Origin of the sequence: Novosphingobium naphthalenivorans NBRC 102051, assembly GCF_001590985.1 — a bacterium.
Classification (GTDB): Bacteria; Pseudomonadota; Alphaproteobacteria; order Sphingomonadales; family Sphingomonadaceae; genus Novosphingobium; species Novosphingobium naphthalenivorans.
In genome coordinates, this window is the sequence record NZ_BCTX01000007.1 from 16,773 (window position 1) to 34,238 (window position 17,466).

A 17,466-nucleotide genomic window follows, 5' to 3' on the forward strand; every position below is an offset into this window, starting at 1 on the left:
CCGTCAGCGGTTGCGGTTGGCGGCGGCGCCGGCGGCGTCGCGCGCATCACGGTCGCGCTGGCGCACGACCCCGGCATAGTTGGCCGAGAGGTTCGCCTGGTTGAGGGCGGCCATGTAGGACTGGCGCATCTGCGCGCGCTGGCGCAGCACCTCGTCGCGTAGCCCGCTCAATTGCTCAATGCCCTTGGCGAGGATGCGGGTCTGGCAGATCCGGGCGCTGCCGGCATCGGCCGCGCCGGCGGCGGTCACGCCACGTTCGGCATTGGACACGGCAAAATCTATGCTACGCGTGAGGTCGTTGAGCATCTGGTATGCGAGCGTCAACGCGACCAGTTCGTCGGTATCGCCGATCACGCTCTCGACCAGCCCCTGGCGCACGCCCCATTCCAGAAGACGATAGACGGGGAGGGTGCGCACATTGGCGACGAACTGGCGTTCCTCCGCCGTCAGCGCGGCGCGCGTGCGGATCTTGATCGCGATCGACTCCATCCGGCCGCGCGCGAGCACCAGCGCGCCCTTGCCGCTGCCGTCGGTCGAGCAGTCGGCCGAGGTCGGCGGCACCGCGATCGCGCGGGTCTGGACCTTGCCGGTCAGGAAATCATCGACGCTCTCGGTGTCCTGCCGCGCGCAGGCGGGGATAGCCGTGAACAGCGGTACCTTGTCCGCCGGGTCCCAGCGCATATAGACGTCGCCGACGCGGGCGCGCATGACGCCGGCCCAGTCGGACGCGCCGACACGCGCGGCGGCATGGGCGAGGAGCGAGCCGGTCTTGAAGATGTCGGTGACCTCGGCCGGGCAGTTTTCCAGCGCGTCGCGCAGATCCTCGGTCGGATTGCCCTGGTTCGCCTGAATCTTTTCGCGGCTCTGCTGATAGCTCTTGGAGAAGCCCTCGCGGACGCTCTTGTAGCCGGTCATCTCTTCGATGATGCCCGACATATTGTCGTCGCCCCGGGCGATCTGGACCATGCGGTTGGCGAGCCGGCAATCGTTGACCTGGATCGAGTTGAGGAAGTTGGTCGCCGCCTCCATCTTCGAGATGATGTTGCCCATTTTTTCATCGAGGGTTTCCAGCAGGTACTGGAAAGCGACCGCCGGGGCGGCCTGAAGGATGCTTTCGAGCTTCTGGACGAGATAGTCGGGATCGAGGAACGACATGCCGCCCAAAAACATGTCGATTCCCCCGCAGCCCGCGCGGACCTTGGGCAGCGTGACCGACATGAGATAGTCGTTATGGACATCGATCCGGCCCGACATGCCGCCCGCGGTGATATAGCCGCGGGTCTGGTCCTCGAACGAGCCGGGGCTGGTATAGGTCACATTGTCGAACCAGCTTTCGGCCCAGCTTTGCGCACAAGCCGGTGTGGCGAAGGCAACGCAAGCCAGCAGGGGCAAGGCGAGCAGGGTCAGGCGGCGGCGCGGGTTTGCCATGGCGGGCAGCTTTCGTTTGCGCGGGCAAGGGTCTGGCTCCCCATGTCAGTTCCTTGCTCGGTTGGAGGATGGAGGCGTGGGCGCGGCCACGATTCCGGTGAACTTCGCCATGCCGCGCACGCCGACAGCGGGCTTCACCCCGGTCAGCATCTTGGCGGCGAGGTAGAGATTGCGCGCGAGGTTGGGCGCGTGATCGGTGCCGATCGCGACGGGAATGATGCGATTGGAATCGGCGACAGGGCGGACCCAGGCGACCGGATGCCCGACCCATGGCAGACCGAGGCGCCCGGAGCGCAGCATCGCTTCCTGGCTGCCGATCGTGCGGACCTTCCAGCCATAGCGTTGCCCCAATGTGCCGAGCCGCGCCCAGAGATCGGCGCAGGGGATGCAGCCGGGCGCCGTGCTCATCTCGACGATGAACGCGGGGGCCTGGCCTTTCATGGTTTCGGCGAAGTCGGGCGGCCAGTCGCGCGTCACCGGAACGCGGGCGAGCCATTGGCGCATCTTCGCGTCGGTGGCGACCGGGTGGATCGCCGCGCGCATCGCCTGTTCGTGCGTCGGCGCCTGCGCGTGCGCGGATCCATTGGCCATGAGCATCGCCGTAAGCAGGATGGGGGCAAAGCGGATCATGGCCGGGGTCCCATCCGAACGTCCACCAGATCGCCGCCCAGGACGCGCGGATCGGTGGCGGAGACCGGGCCGTTGGCGAGCGCGTCGAAGAACCCGTCTTCCTCGCCCGCGCCGGTCAGGAACTGTTCGGGCCGGATATCGCCCGCGAGCAGCCGGACCGCCTGGTAGGCCATCTGGATGAGGTTGGGATAGGCCTCGACCCCGCTGGCGATCACCATGCGCTGCTGGCTGCCCCGCCGGATCACCATCGTCGTGGGCGTGACCTCGACCCCGAAGCGCTGCGCGAGTTCCGGCTTGCGGTCGATGTCCTGAAGTGTGACCTGCCAGCCCATCTCGTCCTGGAAGCGCTGGACGATCGGCCACTGGACGCGGCAGTAGCCGCAGGTCGAACGCGAGAACATGACCAGCGCGAATTCATTGGCGCGGCTACGCAGATACTGGCGGCGGACCTGATCCTTCTGAGCGGAGAGTTGGTCACGCGCCTCGCCGACCATCGGATTGGCGGACTTGGCGTTGAGTTCGGGATTTTGCAGCATGGCGATCTGCGTGACACCGGCGAAGGCTCGGGCCTTGCGCCGGGCGAAGTCCTGCAGACGCCAGAAATCCGCGACCGCATCGACGGTGAGCACGGTCGCCGCGTAGTCGCGCTGTTCCTCGATCAGCTTCCTGATCTTCGGCGGCGTCCAGGTGGCCAGTTCGACCATCGGCGGGATCACCGGCTTTTTGAGAGCGTCGGGATCGGCATCCTCTTCCGTGGGTTTGGGCGGCGCCTGATACCACCAGTAGCCGGTGCGTTGCTCGCCGGTCTGCGCATGGACAGGCAGGATCGGCAGGAGCACCGCCACGATGAGGAGGGCGAGGCGGATCACAGCAGCTTCTCCATGCGCTTCAGCCGCTCGATCTCGACCGGGCCGTAGTAGCGGCTGTCGAACCCGCTGGCGTGCGACGAGCCGACATAGATCATGCCCGGCGGGATCGTTCCGATCATCGGACGCCAATGGTCGAGCTTCTGCCCATTGTGCCCATAAGGCTTGCTGATCCCGAGCAGCTTGCCGTTGCAATAGTACCAGCCATCCCATTCGCCGGGATGTATGGGGCCAGATGCAGACGACGGCTTCTCGATCCAGTCGATGCGGTCGCCCGGCAGGCACAGCGCCATCTTGGTAACATCGACCGGCTTGGGACCGGCGAGCGGATGCGACAGGGTAAACGATACGAAATCGCCGCGATGGATCGGCCCCGGCGCCTTGCGGACGAGCCAGGCGTCGATCGACGGGCTCATCACGATCGTCGCCTGGGGAATGGCCCACCACGTCAGCAGGCCCACCGGCAGGACGATGCCGAACGCCTTCCACAACTGTTCGGGTCGGGGTGGCTGGCCGAGCCCCGAACTGCCGAGCGCGACCGCGGCCTTGAGCGGCAGCAGCTTCAGTTCGGCCCAGCCGGATCTAGCGGCCCTGAAGGCGAGTCTGAGCATCGCGCACCTCCTGCTTGCCGCCGAGGCGGGCATATTCTTCGAGCAATCCTGAAAGTGCGGCGTCGCCGTAGATGACATGCGCGGCGCGCGGGGCATCATCCTCGCGCTCGCAATAGGGCAGCGCCGGATCGCCGGGCACCATGGCGAGTGCGGGGACGCGGGTGACGCCGTGCTGGCGGAAAATGAGCGGATCGACGATCAACTGCACGTCGCGCATCGCGCAGGCCGGGCCTTCGCATCCCGGATCATGGCGCAGGATTTCCGCGGAGAGTTTCGCCATCGGCGCGACCTTCGTGAGCCCGCCGGGCATCCCGCGAAAGGCCAGCACGCCGCCGACCCGTTCGAGCTGCCCGGCATAGATGCGCAATGTCGTCACCGGCATCGAGGACGAGACGAACAGCACCGGCACCCAGCCTTTGGTTTCGGGAGGCGTGGTGATGCCGGCTACGGCCTGCATGTCGGGCGCATCGAGACCGAGCGCCTGGCCGAGCCGTCTGGCCATGGCGTCGTGCTCGGCGGCCATGGCCTCCTTGCCGTTGTCGAGCGCGGTTCGCGCCCGCGCATCCATCGCCGGCGACGGAGCGCGCTTGCGCAGCCCCTCGAAAGCGCGGCGGCGGGTCTCGTCCGATGGCGTCGGCAGCGCGGTCGGACCGCGCATTTCCGCTTCGGCCTTGCGCGCGGCGGTGGCGCGTTCGAGCCGGTCCATCGCCGTGTCGCCTTGCTCTTGCGCGCGCTCCCTCGCGCTTACCGGCGGAGCGGTGTCCTGCGCTGGCGCGGAGGTGGAGAGGAAAGCGATACCGGCCAGCGCGAGCGAGACGCGCGCGTTATTGGCCGATGACCTGCATATAGGCATCGATCTTGTCCTTCATGTCGATCTGGATGTCGGCCTGGGCGCGGGCCTCGATTTCGGAATAATATTCGGAGAGGTCCATCTTGCTGAAATCCAGCGCCTGGAATTCCTCGGGGGTGAATCCGCGGCAATAGGGGTTCTTCGGCGTGCCCCAGCCAAGGCCGTTGAAGCTCTTGAGCTGCGGGCGACCCTGTTCCTGGATGATGCGGCCAAGCTTGGTGTTGAAGCAGCAGTGGCCCTTGGATTTCTGCACGCAGATGCCGAGGATCTTCGAGGAGCAATACGTCCCGACCTCGTGGCACATGCCCGACCCGCGCAGCATGCCCACTTCCATGTCCTGCTGGTCACAGCCGGACAGGAGGAAATCCATCATGAAATTGATCGCGAGACTGATGGCGATCGAGGTCGGATCGATCCCGGCGATGATCGCGTTCGCGCCGGAGCTCGCGGCCTGGCCGGCGGTCGCGCCCGCCTTGAACGCGCCATAGGCGGCCTTCATGCCGGTGAAGACGCCTTTCGCCACCGCGATCTTAGTGCCGATCGACGAGATGGACGAGCCCATCCCGTCCTTGACGATCTTGCCTTTGTCCTTGCAGCAGTTCGAGAAGGTGGTCTTGAGACCCGCTGGGCGGCAGCGCACCGCGCGTCCCGCGAATATCTCGATATTGCCGAGGCAATGCCCTTCGGCATCGACTTCGCCATCGGCAGGCGCGCCGGGATCGTCGACGATGGGATCGTCCTCAATTCCGGTGCCGTCGCTGCCGGTGCAGGCATTGGGCGAGCACATCGGCGTGCCGCCGCCGACCGGCGTCAGGCATGAGTGCTGGCTGCCGAGCGGGCAGCTATACGCGCCCTCGGCATCGGCCACGCACATCACTTGCTGGATCGGGCAGAGCCATTCTTCATCCGCCATGATCGTGCAGTTCGCGACCTCGCCAGGATCACCGGCATCGCCGTTGCCATCGAGATCGACCGCGCAGACCGGGAGCGTTTGCGCTTGCGCTGGCGTGACATGCCCCGCGAGCAGCAAGCCGTACAGGCCGAGCGCAAGCAGCTGTGCGCGCTTCCGCCAGGGAAGGAGGCGCCCGATCATCGGACTTCCCCCGTGCAGACCATGTCGGCCCCACCGAGGCGGACGGTCTGCATCATGACGACGGCTTCGGGAAAATCGTCGAGGCAGCCGCAGGCCGAGACGATTTCCTCGCCCGGACCCACAGGGCAGACATCGCCGCCGCCTGCCGCCGTGCAGGCATGGTAGAAGGTGTCCCACCCGACAGGCGCATTCTGTTTCGTGCCGACCACTCCGTCGAGGGTAGCCGCCGTATTGCGCGCGGGCGCGCGGGTCTTGCAGACCGGCTCGCAGGCCGGAACCGAGCCGCGATCGGGCAGCGCGAAGGGCCGTGACGCGGTGGCATAACCCCCGTCCGAGGTCCTCGTCCGGTCGGCCAGCATGGTCTCGGTCGAATGGTCGATGATATAGGCGCCGCGGCTCAGATCAGGTTCCGGCATCGATCCGGTATCGACGGTACAACGATAACGGCGCTGACGCTCGAACCATGGCCGCGCGAGACGGAGCGAGCAGGCGCCGCTCTCGAACAGGCGTGCCTGGGGGAGGGGTGTAAGGCCGGTGCCGACGCCGTTGCGGAACGTCTCGACGCCATCGACGCTTTCGTCATGAAGCGCGCAATTGACGTCGCCGGCATAGCCCGCGCACAGGTCGACGATCCGCTCGGTCGGGTTGCAACTGAGGTCGAGCATTGCATCGAACTGCGCGAAGGCCTCTCCTTCACCGCCGACCGCGATGCGCATGGAAATGACATGCTCGCCGCGGGTCAGCCACGGCTTGAGGTCGAGATTGGGATAGGCATGCCAGGTCCGTTTCCGCTCGCACTTGCCGGGCGGCAGGCCGGTCCCGGTCCAGTTCGCCGGATTGGACAGCACGAGCTCGCCGTCGATGCGAAGCTGGAGCCAGTCGTCGAAGAAATAGTGCGAGAGCCGGAACTGCGCGAGGCGATCGGGATCATCGATCCGCAGCCGCATGGAAAACTCGAAGATGCGGCAGCTCCCGCCTCGCAGGCTGTCGTCGCGCGGCGAGCCCATCTGCAATGTGAGCTGATCGGGTGCGGGCGCATAGATCGCATAGGCGCCGCCGAGATGCGCGATCACATCGTCCGCCTTGACGGCGTTCAACGACACCTCCCGCGTGATCGTGCAGGACCGGATCTGCTCGGCCTTGCCGACGCCGGCGGGCGAGCCCTTGAGCGCCTGGAAGATGCTGTTCGATGCGGCGACGCTCGCGGCATCGCCCTGGATCGTGGCGGGACTGGCGCGATAGGCCGTCTGCGGGAGCGCGGGGTTGGGCGAGCAGGCCGTGCTTTGGGCGCCAGTGTAACGGATGGCCGGGCCGTCGATCACCGCCTGCGCGACGCCGACGCGCGGATCGGCCGTGGTGAGCGCGCCGATGACGCCGCCGCCCAGGTCTTTCAGCACCGAGGCCATATTGCCCCAGACGAGGTTGCTGCCGCAGCTGTTGTTGATGCAGTAGCAACCGGCGAGATCGGTCAGGTCGACTTGCGCGAGCTTGAGATCGCCGCCTGACGCAACATCCCATTTGAAGCTCTTGCACTGGTTCCAGGTGCCCGGCTGACAGGAGACGACGCCATTGGCGCAAATGCCCGATACCGGCACCGGCAGGGTCAATGTCTGGTCGACCGTGCCGTCGAGATCCTTGTCGCGCGATATCCGCAGCGTGCCGATATCGCCGGTCGCCGCCGGCTGCGCGATCAGTTCGAGCAGCGTCGCCGTCTTCTGGCACGCTATATTGGGGTTGAACGTCCGGCTGTTGTCGACTGTCGAGATCGGTTGTCCGGCAAGCCCCGGCGTCAGATAATTCTGCTGGATCGCATCGCTGTCCGAGGTCTTCGCGCGGGATGCTTCGGCGGCGGCGCGGGCGCGGTCCTCGACCGTCTGGGCCGAGAGCGGCGCCGGCGCCAGAGCGCTGGCCGCGAGGAGGAGGATGCCGCGCTTCACCATGGCGTCCTCGCGCGGGTGGTTCGCGAGCCATGGGCGAAGCGCAGCACGTCTCCCGCCCGGAACGCGCTGGATCCGGGCGAGAGTATCCTGAAGACGGCCTGTCCCTCAAAAATGGTCAGCGCGGCCGCCACCGGAGATACGGCGGGAGGGGGCATTGCCGGCCCCGGCGGGGGGCTTTCGGCCGCGCTGACCGAGGGGGGAGCGGCGGTTGAAAGGCACACCGCCGCTCCTTCCGCGCGCCCGCTCACGGTGGGGAGCGTTCCGTGACGAGCGGGGCAGCTACCCGCGCGAGACGCACGGTTTGGGGGAAGCGATCTGCTCATGGCGTGGAAATCCCCGCGCAGCAGATCGCCTTCTCGAACAACATGAATTGGGCATTGTCCTTGCCCGGCGCGTGCTTGCCCGATGTCCAGAGCGCGCCGGGACGGCCGATGTTGACGCACTTGCCGCCCTTGACCGGCTCCATGATCTGCATCTTGTAGCGGCTCTTGGTCCAGATCGGCTGCGGCTTGAACGAGCAGCCGTCCGCCGAGTGGATCGTGAGAGCGCCCAGCCTGCCCATCATGAACGTCGAGCGCGCGGCGAGACCCGCCCAGGCCTCGACGCTGTCCCCGAAATGGATGTCGCCGGCGACCGGATAGGTCGCGCCCCAGGAGCCCATGCACCAGAACAGGGGATCGATGACCTTGCCAGCAGCTGCGGCGGCGCTGTCGGCCATACAGGCGAGGCCGGCCGCCGGATTGCCGAACAGGATGCCTTCGGGCTGGATGATAGCGCCCAATGTGCCCGACTGCCAGGTCGGCAGCACCTCGGTGATCATCGCGACGTCGAAGCCATCATCCTCGATGCACGGCAGGTCCGTGAACATGTCGAGCATCTTCCAGACCGGCGAGATGTAATAATGCGCCTGCGCGAACATCTTGCGGGTGTTGGTGCCGTCCGAGATCGACGACTGGCTGCCCTGCAATTTCCCACCGGTCGGCATGAGATCGACACCGAGCGCCATCATGCAGCCCGGCTCGGTCACGACATCAACCATGCGATTGGGTGACCAGAACGAAACCTTGACCCCTAACCAGAAGGTCGCACCCTTGCGGCAGGCGCAGAGCGGTTTGGAGGCCGACTGGGCGTCCAGTTCCTTGTCGAGCTTATCGTAGGAGCCCACCCGCACGCCCCCGATCGTGATCGGGAAGATGCAGTTCCAGCGCACCTTGGTGATCGGATTGAACACGGTGCCCGCCTCGCATTTGGAGGCATGCGCAGGCGTGGCGGGCGCGACGAGCGCCAGAGCGAGGGCCGCCGCGCCGGTGCGCAGCATCGAGATGAGCCGACTCATGGGATGGCCTTTCGTACGGGAGCGCGATCGACGCGCACCTCTGTCAGCTCCAGCTTCTGGCCGACCTGCCGGACGATCACGGGCGCGACGGTGAGGCCCAACCGCTCCTTCACGCGCTCCTCGAGAATGAAGAGGGCACGGCCGTGCTTCTCGCCAAGCGAGAGCGCATCGTCCTTTGCGTCCCCACCGCCGGTGAGGATGATCCAGTCGGTGAGCGCGGCGGTCTTCAGCGCCCAGCCCAGATCGCGGGGATGCACGACCACCAGCTTCTGCGGCAGCGACACATAGGTCAGCGGGTTGAAGGTGAAGCCCGCAGGATAGAGCAGCTTGCCGTCCGGCAGCCGGATTTCCTGATCGAGCGTGTAGAACGGCACAACGCTGCGAACCTGGTTCTGGCGCGCGACACCGAGCGTCGCGCCTTTCAATGCGCTCCAGCCCGAACGCGGCCCGAACTTTTCGGCCATATTGGGCGGCTGCTTTGCGGCACGCGCCTCGATCTCGGCCATCGCGTCGGGCTCGGCGATCGGCCATGTACGACCAATGGTCGATGTCTCGGCGTGGGCCACCCCCGCGACGATCAGCGCGCCGGCCAGACACCCGGCGATGAGCGCGGACTGGATGGCGAGGACATGCCAGCCTTGGGGGACACGTCTATCGACCACGGCGGCGCTCCCTCCAGGGAACGGCAGGCGTACGACTCTCGCCGCAGACCGCGCAGATGAACGCGGTGACGCCCAGGAACAGCGTGAGCCAGATCAGCGCCTGGCTGCCGCCGAGGTCGGGGGCCGACCAGAGCACCAGCGAAGACTGGAGGATCAACAGCAGATGGGTGCCGACCAGCAGGCGAATGGATGACGGACAAGGCGCGCCGGAGAAGATGCCGTTCATCGGCCCCACCTTTCGGCATGTCGGGCGAGGGCATTTGCCATCCTCGACGCGCGGTGCAGGAACCAAAGTCCTCCCCGCACAAGCGCGATCGGCGTCAGGACAAGAATGGCCGCCCGCATGAACAGGGGCATTTCCGGGACGAGCAGGAACAGGCCGACGATGATCGAGGCCGCCGCCGCTTCGAGGCCCACGATCTGCCGAAAGCGCAGAGCCGCGATCCTCTCGTCCCGACCGGACGTATATTCCATGGCAAGCGCGGAACGGGTCATGATCAGGAGCACGGCTTCATTCGAGCGATGCAGGCGTTCGACGTAGGCTTCCTGCGTCTCGCCCGGCAGGCGCGGGGCCATCCCTGGACGGATCAAAAGATTCTCCGGCCGTTTTCCGGGACGAGGAGGGATTTCGTCGATCCCGCCGTCGATCTGTCGGGCAAGCCAACGGATCATGTCGCCGATCAGCGGCCGGATCGACGACGGGTCGGGCGAGCCGGAGAAGCTGCCGTTCATGCCCATCTCCGTGCCCTCCGCGTGACCAGCCAATTCGGGATGCTGTCGATGATGCGGGCGATGCCGATCGCCAGCGCGGCGCCGGCAATTCCGGCACAGGCGATCAGCCCGGCCATGAGCGGCACTGGCAGCACGCTGTCCGCGGCCCCGCACAAGCCAAGAGCGGCATAGGCCAGGGCGGTGATGACCGGCCCGGTGAAGGTTAGCAGGAGAGCGTGCCGCCGCCAGCGCTGGCGCTCGCTTTCTAGGATGGTCCATTGCGCATCGCGAACGGACGCGAGGAACCGGACCCGGTCGCCCAGTTCCCACTGGCAGCGGACCAGGTAGTCGTGAAGGGATTCGTCCGGCCTGCGCACGACGAGGGTCAGGCGCTCATTGCCGCCACTGGGCGGGAGTATGTCCAGCATCATCTTTTCCTCCTGAGTTTTGCGAGCAAGCGGCCCGCGGCCCCGGTCAGGCTGATGAGGATGAGCCCGGTCAGGAAACAGCCGCCGCCAACGATCGCCGCGCCGCGAAGAACGATGCCAGCGGGCTGTTCGAGCACCAGCCCGGCCGCGAGCACGAGCGATGCGATCATCACGGATTCGATGACCACCAGGCGGAAGCGCCAGCGCAATGCGTCGGCTTCCGCCCGTGCGGCGACGCGCGCCTCGATGATCCGCTCGATATCCTCATCCGGGCTCTCCACGAGCCGGAGCGGCAACTGGTCGGGGGAGGGGGAGCGCCGCGTCATGACAGCGCGCTCCGCTTCAGCGGCGCTGCGTCATCGAAGGACGTGCCGATTATCCCGGCGGGATCGACGCCGGCGAGATCGCACACCGCTTCGAGCGGCGAGCGTCCGGCGCGGACCAGCGCCTCGAACGCGGCCACGTCTTCGGGCGCGGAGGTGTTGATCCAGTAGCTGAACGGATCGACGACGAGCCGGGCGATGCCGAGGCCAAGCGGGCTGTCGATGAAGACTTCCGAATAGTTCGGTTTGTTGTTGCGGACCGATTTCAGGAGGTCGAGGACGAAACCCGAATAGTCGAGGATCTTGTTTTCGACCGCCTTGTCATAGGTCGATCCCTGCAGGAGGAAGCGCGTCGCGGCATTTTCCAGGATCACCTGTCCCGTGCCGCCGAACAGCAGCAGATCGTTCATGCTCTGGAGAATGATGCCGAAGCTGCCGCGATATTTTCGGGCGCGGCGATAGCCCTGGCTGATCGCCTCGGCGAGGCGCGACAGGTCCTGGCCCTCTTCGCGGGTCATGAACTGCGCGGCTTCATCGCACAGCACGAAGCGGGGGCGATCACGGGCGGACAGGTAGAGTTCCTGCGTTACCGCGTTGATCACCACCATGACGACCACGTTGAACAGGTCAGGCATGGCCTTCAGGCGCTCGAGTTCGAGCACCACGAATTCATCGTTCGAGATGTCGAACGTGCTGGGACCGTTGAAATAATGGCCGTAGGCTCCGTCCGACCCGAAATCACGCAGGTTGAAGGCCAATTCGCGCGCCGTGGGCACGAGGTGGTCGACCCGGTCGAGATCGGAGACGGTGTTGGCCGGATAGGAGCCGAGCCATTCGCGCACCGCATCGATCCCGGCTTCCGCGCGGCCGCTCTCGATCGCCCATTGCACGGCGGACTTGAGCAGGTTCCATTCGGACGTGGTGACGCCCTTGCGCGTCCCGGCGTTGGCCATCTCCGCGACGATCGACACCGCCATCGAGATCGCGGACTCTCGATCGTCGCCGTCGAGAGCGAGCCCCAGGTCGAACGGATTGAGGACGAGATGCTCTTCGCCCAGATCGATGTAACGGCCCGAGCAGAGCGTGCAGAGCTTCTTGTAGCTGCCGCCGATGTCGATGATGCGGATGAGCGCGTTCTGCGCGAAATACTGCTGGCACAGGTTATTGAGCAGGAAGCTCTTGCCCGCGCCCGATTCCGCCGAGACGATGAAGTTGTAGTTGTTGATACGCGGATCGAAGAGGTCGAGCGTGATGAGCTGCCCCTTGCGGCCCGTGTAGAGCAGCGCCGGCCGCCCGCCGCCCCGGAAATCGGTTTGGATCGGCGACATCAGCACGCCCGCGCGCACCGGCACGCGGAAATCGCGCTGCAGCATACCGATCGTGCGTCGCTCGGGGTACAGGCCGAAGGGCAGGCTCGCGGCCAGCAGGATCGGGTTGAGGTAGGATTCCTCCTGGACCATCCACGGCAGCGGTTCGCTCTCCCACAGCCGCTTGGCGCGCGCCGCCATCTCGCGGGCCTGATGGCGGTCGCGGCCGAACACCCACATGGTGGGGATTACCGAGACGAACCGGGTGTTTCCGGCCTCGTCCAGGATCCACCCGATCTCTTCGATCTGCTTGCCGACCTCGACCGCGAAGGACCCCGCCGCCTTCTGCGCCGAGAGAATCTGCGCGCGCTTGTGGATCTCGAAGGCCGAGTGATCGAAGAGGACATTGAGCGTATAGAGGAACGGCCCGCCGATCTGGTCGCTGTCCTCGGACGACCCGCGCATGCCGCCGGTGAGACGATTGGCACGTTCGGCGGTGATCCGCCGCGGCGGCGACTTGGGCGTCAGACAGCGCGCCACCTGGTTGCCCAGATATACTTCCGGCCCGTCGAAGCGGAGCGCCGGCCCGGCATCGATGATCTGGCGGCGCAGCGGCACGTCGGCGGTCTGGGTGAAGACGCCGGGCGCGGGCGCATGAACGCCGTTGAAAATGCGCCGGTAGAGCGAGATGATCTCGCTCGGCGCCATCGGGCGGATGCCGAGCTTGGCGAGCTGCTCCTCGATCTGGCGGCGCAGGTCGCTGTCCATCGGCGCGCGCGTCTTGACCGACAGGAATGCGCGGAAATCGCGGATCGGGATGCCATGCAGGGCCTTCAAGCCCATGGTGCCGGCGCGCAGATAGTCGAAGGTGCGCCGGGCCGAGGCCTGGATGAGCGGATCGGGCCGTGTCTTGAGGTCGAGAAAGGCGTCGAGCGCATCGTCGATCAGCGGGTCGGCGAAACTCTGGAGCTGGAGGATCGTGCCTTCGGGAAAATTGACGTTGAGCAGCCCCAGCAGCGCCTCATGGACATGGGCGAACATGTAGGGGGAGGGGATCAGCTCCCAGCTATAGCCCCAGCCATCGTCGATGGTGAGGAAGGCCTGTTCTTCCTCGACCCAGGCGGCGAGCGGAAGAAAATCGGAATAGCTGTCGCGCTCGACGCTGCGGCGCAGCCGCGCCAGCGTCATGCCCGATTGATAGCTGGTCATGGCCGGGCCCCCGCATCATTCTGGCCATCGTCGGGGCGGTCCCTGACCTGTTCGAGCACGTTCGCGCGGGACGCGGGCGAAACCGGGGCGACAAGATAGTCGCCGACCACCCATTGCGGGCGCTCGACCAGCGAATAGACATAGCGCGGCATGTAGAGCCGGTCGGGCCGCTGGCGGTCGGCATAGGGCAGGATCAGCGTCCGGACCGAACGCGGGGGCTTGAGCATCGGCGTGACCGGCTGCTCGATCAGCCCCTGGAGCTCGCGATAGACGCTATCGCGATAACCGGCGAAGGCGCCCGACGTTGTTCCAGTGGAACCGCGCGCGGCCTTGCCGTCCCTGAGCAACTTCCTGTCCCTGGTGACCGCCGGATCGGACTTCGACGCGACGCCCGCAACGGCATCGGCATAGGCCTTCTCAGGGTGGATGCACTGGCCGTGATCGTCGTTCTTGCAACTGAACTTCTCGCTATAGGGCGACATGATCGAGCCCATCGTCGCGCAGCCGCTCAGCATGAAGGCGGCGCAGACCGGAAGAAGCGGGGAGAGGGCGCGCGATCGGCGCGCGGGCGATAGAGGCCGCATGGGCGATACTCCCTGTTGGATGAGGAGCCGGCGCATCAGAACTTGCTTCCGGCGGTCGGCTTGATATCGAGGGTGACGCCCTCCTGGATCACAACCACGACGTCCTTCGCCGCGCCGACCTCAACGATCGGCCCCGCCTGGCGCGCGAGATCGAGATAGAAATCGGTGAGCTTCTCGGACGATCGCGACAGGCCGCCGGCGATGCCGGCCTTGGCGGCGTCGCCCGCATCGAGCGTGCGCACCGAACCCAGCGCCGAGGTCGAGACGTCGCCGACCGTATTCTGGACCGTATCGGCGACCCCGGTGATGGTCCCGGCGATGAACGCGCGGGCAAGGGCCGCGCCGGCGCGGGTGACGACCTTGCCGGAGAGGCCCTTCTTGCCGTCGGCGTCGACGAAGAAGCCCTTGATGGGCTGGTCGACCACCGAGCGTTCGTCGAAATCGACGCAAGAGAGGCTGACCAACTGGACTTCGACCCGTTCCTTCGCGAGGCTGCCGGTGGCGTTGCCGATGACGAAGCAGCCGGCGAGGTTGGCTTTGACGTCATTGGGCAGGACGGCGGGGGCTTGCACCCGCGCGATCAACGGTTCGGGATTGTTGGTCGCATCCCGGCTCGCCAGCGCATCGATCCCGGTCAGCAGCCGCGCCTTCATGAAACCAGGTGGCAAATAGATGGTCCGCGTCTTTTTTTTAGCGGCCTGTGCCCCATCGGCGGCCGCGACCGGACTGGTCGCGGCGCCGATCGCGCCCACGGTCTTCTCGACCGGCGGGGCCGGAGGCGCTGGCGGCGCGGCGGGCGGCGCGGGCGGCTTCGCGACGGAAGGATCGATGTCACCGGTCGCGGGCGGTTCGGGAAAGTCGGGAACCGAGCCGGGGATCGCCGGAGGAAGATCGCCGTCCAGCGCATGGGGCGGCGTGCCGGAACCGGGCGCGACCTTGCCTTCCTCGATGGCGGAGACGCGATCGCCGAGCAATTGCTGTCCATCAAGAATCTTCTGCAGGTCGCCGCGCAGCTTGACCTCTAGGCTGTCGCCGCGAAGCCCCGCGCCCATGTCGAGCTTCGAACTGGGCGATGGCGCGGCCTGCTCGGTCTTGTCGCCGCTGGCCGTGTAGAGGCCGAGCCCCAGCACGCCGATCGCACCGGCAACGCCAAGCTGCCTCAAACGCAGCTGCTGGCGTGCGGTCAGCGTTTGCCACCGCGTCTTGAGATCGAGCAGCGCGGGGCCGCGCGTATTCTCGCCAGGACGAGGGCGGTCCGCCTCATAGCCGTCGAGGTCGAGTTCCTCCGCGCGATCGGCAGGACCGCGCCCGCGGGGCCCGCGACCGCCGCGAGAGTCCCCGCCGCTCATTGCCCGGCTCCCCGGCGAACGACGATCAGCCGCGCGGCTTCCCCGGCCTCGATATTGCCCCGGTCGAGGGTGATCGCGAAGATGTTGGCGCCGAGCGCGCCGTCGAGAAAACCGCGTTCGTCGAGCTGCGCGCCGCCGGCGGCAGAGACCAGATATTCCGATGCCGAGAGGCCGGACCCGTCGATTTCGATGCGGCGTCGTTCCTCCAGCGTGGCGCCCGGCAGCGTCGCGAGCCGGATCGGCCCGGATCGGGGCGCAACGCTGGTGAAGCTCGCCGGGATCCGGTCCTGGAGCATCGAGAGCGTGATCGAGACTGCACGCTCTTCTTCGACCAGGGGTCCTAGCAGTTCCTCATTGGCGCGGGCGCGCTGGGGAGCGCCGGGCTGGAGCATCACCGTCTGCGCCGGAATATCCGACGGCTCGGCATAGAGCGCATAGACCGCGCCGTTGCAGGTGATGAAGAACTCAGACGGCACGGTGACGAAGCTGCGCGTCACCATCCCGGCGTCGTCGATCTCGCGAACGAGGAACTTGATCCAGGCGTCGGAACCGGCGCGCTCCACGGCGATCGCCTTTTCGGCGCTGAACCTGACGTCCTCGATTTCGCCGCCCGAACAGATGACATGGTTGATGTCGCGGTTTGACAGGCGGATCGTGCTGGTCTGGTCGGGCAGAACCATGATGGATTGCGCGGCGGCCGGAGCGGCAAGCGACAGGGCGAGCAGCATCAGGCTCGGCCGCGCGGACTTAGCGAGGCTGGACATCGAAATTTTCCTCATTGAGGGCGGTCAGCCAGAAGCGGCCATTGTCGATCACGTAACGGATCCGAAGATTGCCCCGGAACTTGCGGATCACCCCGCCGATCACCCGGACCTTCTCGACCGGCACGAGAATCTCGGTCCGGGTCCAGGTGACGGGCTGGTCGGGGCGGATATAGGTCGCGATCGAGAGCGTCGGATTATTGGCCAGTTCGTCGAGCAGCCGGTTGAGGCTGTCGCGCAGGCTGTTGTAGGTCGAGGGGTGCGTGATGCTCAGCAGTTCCTGGAACTGCCGATCCGCGGAGTAGGCGGAGTAGGTGCCCGAGAGCGACACGACATTGCGCGTGATCGAGCGCAGATAGGCCTCGGACGGCTCGCCGCCCGTGACATAGAGGTCGCCGCCCGCGCCGTAGGGGACGATGATCGTCCGGGTGTTCTGGTTGGAGGTGTAGATCACCGTGCCCAGCACCGCCGTGATCCCGAACAGGCCGATGACGGCGAGCTTCAACAGCCGGTTCTCCTCGAACAGGTTGCTCGCCCCTTGCAGGTAGCGGTGGATGCCATAGCTGCCCGGCTTGCCGATCAGCGGATCGCGTGGGGGTGTGCCGGGGGATTTGCGTCCGAACATGGCCCGCCTCATTCGTAGAACCGAGTCTGGGTCGGACCCGGATAGTTGGACCAGCGGACCAGGCCCCAGCGCCAGGCCATGTGCGGGATGAAGCCGCGCGGCTTGGTGCGGAGCCAGGGAACGAAAAGGAGAAGACCCGCGACGAGCGCCCAACCGAGCATCCCGCCCACGATCACGGCGACGAAGATCACCGTGATCACGAGCACGAACTCGTCCGATCCGAACCACAGGATCTGGACGGGTTTGTGCAGATATTGGGGTAGCCGCTCGTCCACGAGCCTTCTCCTCCTTGCGTCGTGACCTCCCTGCGAAGCTGGTTGAACTTCGGGGGTTGTCCCGCCAGTGCGCCTCATGCGCCCTGGCCCGTTGAGGTCCGCCGACCGCGCCCAGGCGCGGCGGCGGACCAATCCGTCAGATGACCATTCCGAATGTCTGGAGGATCGAGTCCGCCTTGATCAGGCAGACGGCCGCCACGATGGTCGGGATGCCGATCATGATGTTCGAGAAGAGCCTGCTCACGCCGAACAGGAAGGCCGCGACGCCGCCGACGAAGCCGAGCGGGCCTTTGACCCCTTGATTGACCACGATATCGTAGATGTCGTAGCCGAGGTCGCCGGCCGCCGGCGCCGAGAAGGCGTGAGCCCCACCGGCCCCGAGCAGCGCGAGCAGGGTTACGGGAATGCCGACATTGGCGATTGAGGCGGATTGTCTGCCGAGTGTTTTCAACATGCACTTGCTCCAGGGAAGATGGGC

The 17,466-nt window shown here is 66.3% G+C and carries 20 protein-coding genes; all 20 read right to left on the bottom strand.

All coding sequences use genetic code 11. The features are described from left to right. Positions 1-3: 3 nt before the first annotated feature. The 20 genes from NN5_RS03735 to NN5_RS03830 all read right to left on the bottom strand — a co-directional run bounded on the left by NN5_RS03735 (position 4) and on the right by NN5_RS03830 (position 17,442). On the bottom strand, positions 4-1,428 hold the full coding sequence (locus NN5_RS03735) for a conjugal transfer protein TraH (protein WP_021246290.1): 1,425 nt from the start codon (positions 1,426-1,428) through the stop codon (positions 4-6). 45 nt (positions 1,429-1,473) lie between these two features. Continuing rightward, positions 1,474-2,058, bottom strand: a complete 585-nt coding sequence (locus NN5_RS03740) for a hypothetical protein (protein WP_021246291.1) — start codon at positions 2,056-2,058, stop codon at positions 1,474-1,476. Beyond that, positions 2,055-2,927, bottom strand: a complete 873-nt coding sequence (locus tag NN5_RS03745) for a conjugal transfer protein TraF (protein ID WP_021246292.1) — start codon at positions 2,925-2,927, stop codon at positions 2,055-2,057. Before NN5_RS03745 ends, NN5_RS03740 begins: the two co-directional genes overlap by 4 nt. Further along, positions 2,924-3,535: a S26 family signal peptidase gene (locus NN5_RS03750; protein ID WP_021246293.1), complete on the bottom strand. Its 612-nt coding sequence runs from the start codon at positions 3,533-3,535 to the stop codon at positions 2,924-2,926. Before NN5_RS03750 ends, NN5_RS03745 begins: the two co-directional genes overlap by 4 nt. Beyond that, complete coding sequence (locus NN5_RS03755; protein WP_021246294.1) at positions 3,507-4,388, bottom strand: type-F conjugative transfer system pilin assembly protein TrbC; 882 nt, start codon at positions 4,386-4,388, stop codon at positions 3,507-3,509. Before NN5_RS03755 ends, NN5_RS03750 begins: the two co-directional genes overlap by 29 nt. Next, positions 4,360-5,478, bottom strand: a complete 1,119-nt coding sequence (traN, locus tag NN5_RS03760) for a conjugal transfer protein TraN (RefSeq protein ID WP_021246295.1) — start codon at positions 5,476-5,478, stop codon at positions 4,360-4,362. The genes NN5_RS03755 and traN overlap by 29 nt, the downstream gene beginning before the upstream one ends. Continuing rightward, complete coding sequence (locus tag NN5_RS03765) at positions 5,475-7,418, bottom strand: hypothetical protein (RefSeq protein ID WP_013846831.1); 1,944 nt, start codon at positions 7,416-7,418, stop codon at positions 5,475-5,477. The genes traN and NN5_RS03765 overlap by 4 nt, the downstream gene beginning before the upstream one ends. A 319-nt stretch (positions 7,419-7,737) precedes the next feature. Beyond that, on the bottom strand, positions 7,738-8,754 hold the full coding sequence (locus tag NN5_RS03770) for a TraU family protein (RefSeq protein ID WP_021246296.1): 1,017 nt from the start codon (positions 8,752-8,754) through the stop codon (positions 7,738-7,740). Beyond that, positions 8,751-9,416, bottom strand: coding sequence for a conjugal transfer protein TraW (locus tag NN5_RS03775; RefSeq protein WP_021246297.1), 666 nt, complete (start codon positions 9,414-9,416; stop codon positions 8,751-8,753). The genes NN5_RS03770 and NN5_RS03775 overlap by 4 nt, the downstream gene beginning before the upstream one ends. Then, the gene (locus NN5_RS03780) at positions 9,406-9,642 is read right to left on the bottom strand and encodes a hypothetical protein (protein ID WP_021246298.1); all 237 of its coding nucleotides are present in this window, start codon (positions 9,640-9,642) and stop codon (positions 9,406-9,408) included. The genes NN5_RS03775 and NN5_RS03780 overlap by 11 nt, the downstream gene beginning before the upstream one ends. Further along, positions 9,639-10,148, bottom strand: coding sequence for a hypothetical protein (locus tag NN5_RS03785; RefSeq protein WP_037484338.1), 510 nt, complete (start codon positions 10,146-10,148; stop codon positions 9,639-9,641). Before NN5_RS03785 ends, NN5_RS03780 begins: the two co-directional genes overlap by 4 nt. Beyond that, positions 10,145-10,555 carry a hypothetical protein gene (locus NN5_RS03790; RefSeq protein WP_040716110.1) on the bottom strand — a complete coding sequence of 137 codons (411 nt, stop codon included), beginning with the start codon at positions 10,553-10,555 and terminating at the stop codon, positions 10,145-10,147. The genes NN5_RS03785 and NN5_RS03790 overlap by 4 nt, the downstream gene beginning before the upstream one ends. Then, a complete protein-coding gene (locus NN5_RS03795) occupies positions 10,555-10,881 on the bottom strand; it encodes a hypothetical protein (RefSeq protein WP_067732710.1) in 327 nt (108 codons plus the stop codon). Before NN5_RS03795 ends, NN5_RS03790 begins: the two co-directional genes overlap by 1 nt. After that, positions 10,878-13,394 carry a TraC family protein gene (locus NN5_RS03800; RefSeq protein ID WP_021246302.1) on the bottom strand — a complete coding sequence of 839 codons (2,517 nt, stop codon included), beginning with the start codon at positions 13,392-13,394 and terminating at the stop codon, positions 10,878-10,880. The genes NN5_RS03795 and NN5_RS03800 overlap by 4 nt, the downstream gene beginning before the upstream one ends. After that, a complete protein-coding gene (locus NN5_RS03805) occupies positions 13,391-13,978 on the bottom strand; it encodes a TraV family lipoprotein (protein ID WP_031291881.1) in 588 nt (195 codons plus the stop codon). The genes NN5_RS03800 and NN5_RS03805 overlap by 4 nt, the downstream gene beginning before the upstream one ends. A 35-nt stretch (positions 13,979-14,013) precedes the next feature. Next, positions 14,014-15,327 carry a TraB/VirB10 family protein gene (locus NN5_RS03810; RefSeq protein ID WP_021246304.1) on the bottom strand — a complete coding sequence of 438 codons (1,314 nt, stop codon included), beginning with the start codon at positions 15,325-15,327 and terminating at the stop codon, positions 14,014-14,016. Continuing rightward, positions 15,324-16,091, bottom strand: a complete 768-nt coding sequence (locus NN5_RS03815) for a type-F conjugative transfer system secretin TraK (RefSeq protein ID WP_021246305.1) — start codon at positions 16,089-16,091, stop codon at positions 15,324-15,326. Before NN5_RS03815 ends, NN5_RS03810 begins: the two co-directional genes overlap by 4 nt. Next, positions 16,075-16,713, bottom strand: coding sequence for a TraE/TraK family type IV conjugative transfer system protein (locus NN5_RS03820; RefSeq protein WP_021246306.1), 639 nt, complete (start codon positions 16,711-16,713; stop codon positions 16,075-16,077). Before NN5_RS03820 ends, NN5_RS03815 begins: the two co-directional genes overlap by 17 nt. An 8-nt stretch (positions 16,714-16,721) precedes the next feature. Next, on the bottom strand, positions 16,722-16,988 hold the full coding sequence (locus NN5_RS03825) for a type IV conjugative transfer system protein TraL (protein WP_013846819.1): 267 nt from the start codon (positions 16,986-16,988) through the stop codon (positions 16,722-16,724). A gap of 136 nt (positions 16,989-17,124) precedes the next feature. Further along, positions 17,125-17,442 carry a hypothetical protein gene (locus NN5_RS03830; protein ID WP_013846818.1) on the bottom strand — a complete coding sequence of 106 codons (318 nt, stop codon included), beginning with the start codon at positions 17,440-17,442 and terminating at the stop codon, positions 17,125-17,127. Between the last annotated feature and the right edge of the window lie 24 nt (positions 17,443-17,466).

Bases quoted from the DNA above. Each gene is read 5' to 3' on its own strand.
- NN5_RS03735 (WP_021246290.1), bottom strand. From the start codon at position 1,428: ATGGCAAACCCGCGCCGCCGCCTGACCCTGCTCGCCTTGCCCCTGCTG.
- NN5_RS03740 (WP_021246291.1), bottom strand. From the start codon at position 2,058: ATGATCCGCTTTGCCCCCATCCTGCTTACGGCGATGCTCATGGCCAAT.
- NN5_RS03750 (WP_021246293.1), bottom strand. From the start codon at position 3,535: ATGCTCAGACTCGCCTTCAGGGCCGCTAGATCCGGCTGGGCCGAACTG.
- NN5_RS03755 (WP_021246294.1), bottom strand. From the start codon at position 4,388: ATGCCTATATGCAGGTCATCGGCCAATAACGCGCGCGTCTCGCTCGCG.
- traN (WP_021246295.1), bottom strand. From the start codon at position 5,478: ATGATCGGGCGCCTCCTTCCCTGGCGGAAGCGCGCACAGCTGCTTGCG.
- NN5_RS03765 (WP_013846831.1), bottom strand. From the start codon at position 7,418: ATGGTGAAGCGCGGCATCCTCCTCCTCGCGGCCAGCGCTCTGGCGCCG.
- NN5_RS03770 (WP_021246296.1), bottom strand. From the start codon at position 8,754: ATGAGTCGGCTCATCTCGATGCTGCGCACCGGCGCGGCGGCCCTCGCT.
- NN5_RS03780 (WP_021246298.1), bottom strand. From the start codon at position 9,642: ATGAACGGCATCTTCTCCGGCGCGCCTTGTCCGTCATCCATTCGCCTG.
- NN5_RS03785 (WP_037484338.1), bottom strand. From the start codon at position 10,148: ATGAACGGCAGCTTCTCCGGCTCGCCCGACCCGTCGTCGATCCGGCCG.
- NN5_RS03790 (WP_040716110.1), bottom strand. From the start codon at position 10,555: ATGCTGGACATACTCCCGCCCAGTGGCGGCAATGAGCGCCTGACCCTC.
- NN5_RS03795 (WP_067732710.1), bottom strand. From the start codon at position 10,881: ATGACGCGGCGCTCCCCCTCCCCCGACCAGTTGCCGCTCCGGCTCGTG.
- NN5_RS03800 (WP_021246302.1), bottom strand. From the start codon at position 13,394: ATGACCAGCTATCAATCGGGCATGACGCTGGCGCGGCTGCGCCGCAGC.
- NN5_RS03805 (WP_031291881.1), bottom strand. From the start codon at position 13,978: ATGCGGCCTCTATCGCCCGCGCGCCGATCGCGCGCCCTCTCCCCGCTT.
- NN5_RS03810 (WP_021246304.1), bottom strand. From the start codon at position 15,327: ATGAGCGGCGGGGACTCTCGCGGCGGTCGCGGGCCCCGCGGGCGCGGT.
- NN5_RS03815 (WP_021246305.1), bottom strand. From the start codon at position 16,091: ATGTCCAGCCTCGCTAAGTCCGCGCGGCCGAGCCTGATGCTGCTCGCC.
- NN5_RS03820 (WP_021246306.1), bottom strand. From the start codon at position 16,713: ATGTTCGGACGCAAATCCCCCGGCACACCCCCACGCGATCCGCTGATC.
- NN5_RS03830 (WP_013846818.1), bottom strand. From the start codon at position 17,442: ATGTTGAAAACACTCGGCAGACAATCCGCCTCAATCGCCAATGTCGGC.